Here is a 1,221-nt window from a genome sequence, read left to right on the forward strand (position 1 = left end):
TGTACAGTGATGGTTATTACCTGACACATGCCCCCGTGGGGCCCCTATAGTTAAGCAGTGTTTTCCGTCGTTTTCCTGGGCTCCTTCTTCGCTGATTTGGGGAGCCCTTTCTTGAACGCGGCATAGGGCGTCATCCCCTTCATGTTGCGCCCTTGGTGGGGACGCTTCGTGTTGTAGGTGATGAGGTAGTCATCCAGGTCCTGCTGCATCTCCTCCACGGCTTCGTACCACTTGGTGCGCCCCTGGATTCGGAAGTGCTCGTCGAGGAGCGTTCGGTGAAGCCGCTCGACGAAGCCATTGCTCTGCGGCCTGCGCACCTTGGTCGTGCGGTGCTCGATCTCTTCGAGCTGAAGGAACAGTTCGTATGGGTGATGATCCTTGCGGCCGCAGAATTCTCGGCCGTTGTCGCTCAGCACGGTGCTAATTCTGGTGTTGTGCGACTCGAAGAAGGGCAGCACGTCGTTGTTGAGCACATGCACGGCTGTGATGGGTAGTTTGTTGGTGTACAGGCGGCCCCAGGCGTAGCGGCTGAAGCAGTCGATGACGGACTGCAGGTAGACCTTACCGACGCCCTTGAGCGTGCCGACGAAGAAGGTGTCGACGGCCACCAGTTCACCGGTGTGATGCACCTCGATGTGGCGTTCACGGAATTCGGGACTGAAGCGCTCCAGGTGGCGTATCTGGTCTTCAGTGAGCTCGATTTTCTGCTCACGCGTGGCGCGCTCGAGGCGCAGCAGGCGCTCATGACGGGTCAACAAGTCATGACGCCCCCAGACACCTCGCACGCCGGTAGAGCTCACCTGGATGCCGCGTAGCGCCAGTTCTTGAGCGACGCGAACCGGGCCGTGGGTGGGGAAGGCCAGGCTGTGCTCGAGGATGGCCGTTTCGATCTCTTCACTGACGCGGTTGGGATGTGGTCCGCGCGGTCCGGGCAGCTTGTCGATCAGCCCATCGGAGCCGAAGGTTTGATAGTTGCGCCGTATCTCATAGAACTGCTGTCGCGAGTAGCCCATCAGCTTGCAGGCCTTGCTGACATTTTGGAGATCTTTGGCCAACTCTAGGAGGCTGAGCTTGCGCCGTGCTACTTTTTCCTCGGTGGTCATAGTCGTTTCCTCATGGTGTTACAGCCGAGCGTCAGACACTCGTCCTATAACCCACGGGGAGCGCTATGGCCACTTCGCTTTCAGTGGCCAACTGTCAGGTAAATACCGTCACAACTCA

At 58.7% G+C, this 1,221-nt stretch carries 1 protein-coding gene; it reads right to left on the reverse strand.

Going from position 1 to position 1,221, the window contains the following annotated elements; translation table 11 throughout:
* Positions 1–50: 50 nt before the first annotated feature.
* Positions 51–1,103, reverse strand: a complete 1,053-nt coding sequence (locus tag ACGTN6_RS20525; RefSeq protein WP_394594904.1) for an IS481 family transposase — start codon at positions 1,101–1,103, stop codon at positions 51–53.
* Positions 1,104–1,221 lie beyond the last annotated feature (118 nt).

The sequence above is a fragment of the Halomonas sp. B23F22_20 genome, assembly GCF_043496985.1.
In the GTDB taxonomy this organism is placed as follows: Bacteria; Pseudomonadota; Gammaproteobacteria; order Pseudomonadales; family Halomonadaceae; genus Halomonas.

Coding starts and splice junctions, on each gene's coding strand:
- ACGTN6_RS20525 (WP_394594904.1), bottom strand. CDS start 1,103: ATGACCACCGAGGAAAAAGTAGCACGGCGCAAGCTCAGCCTCCTAGAG.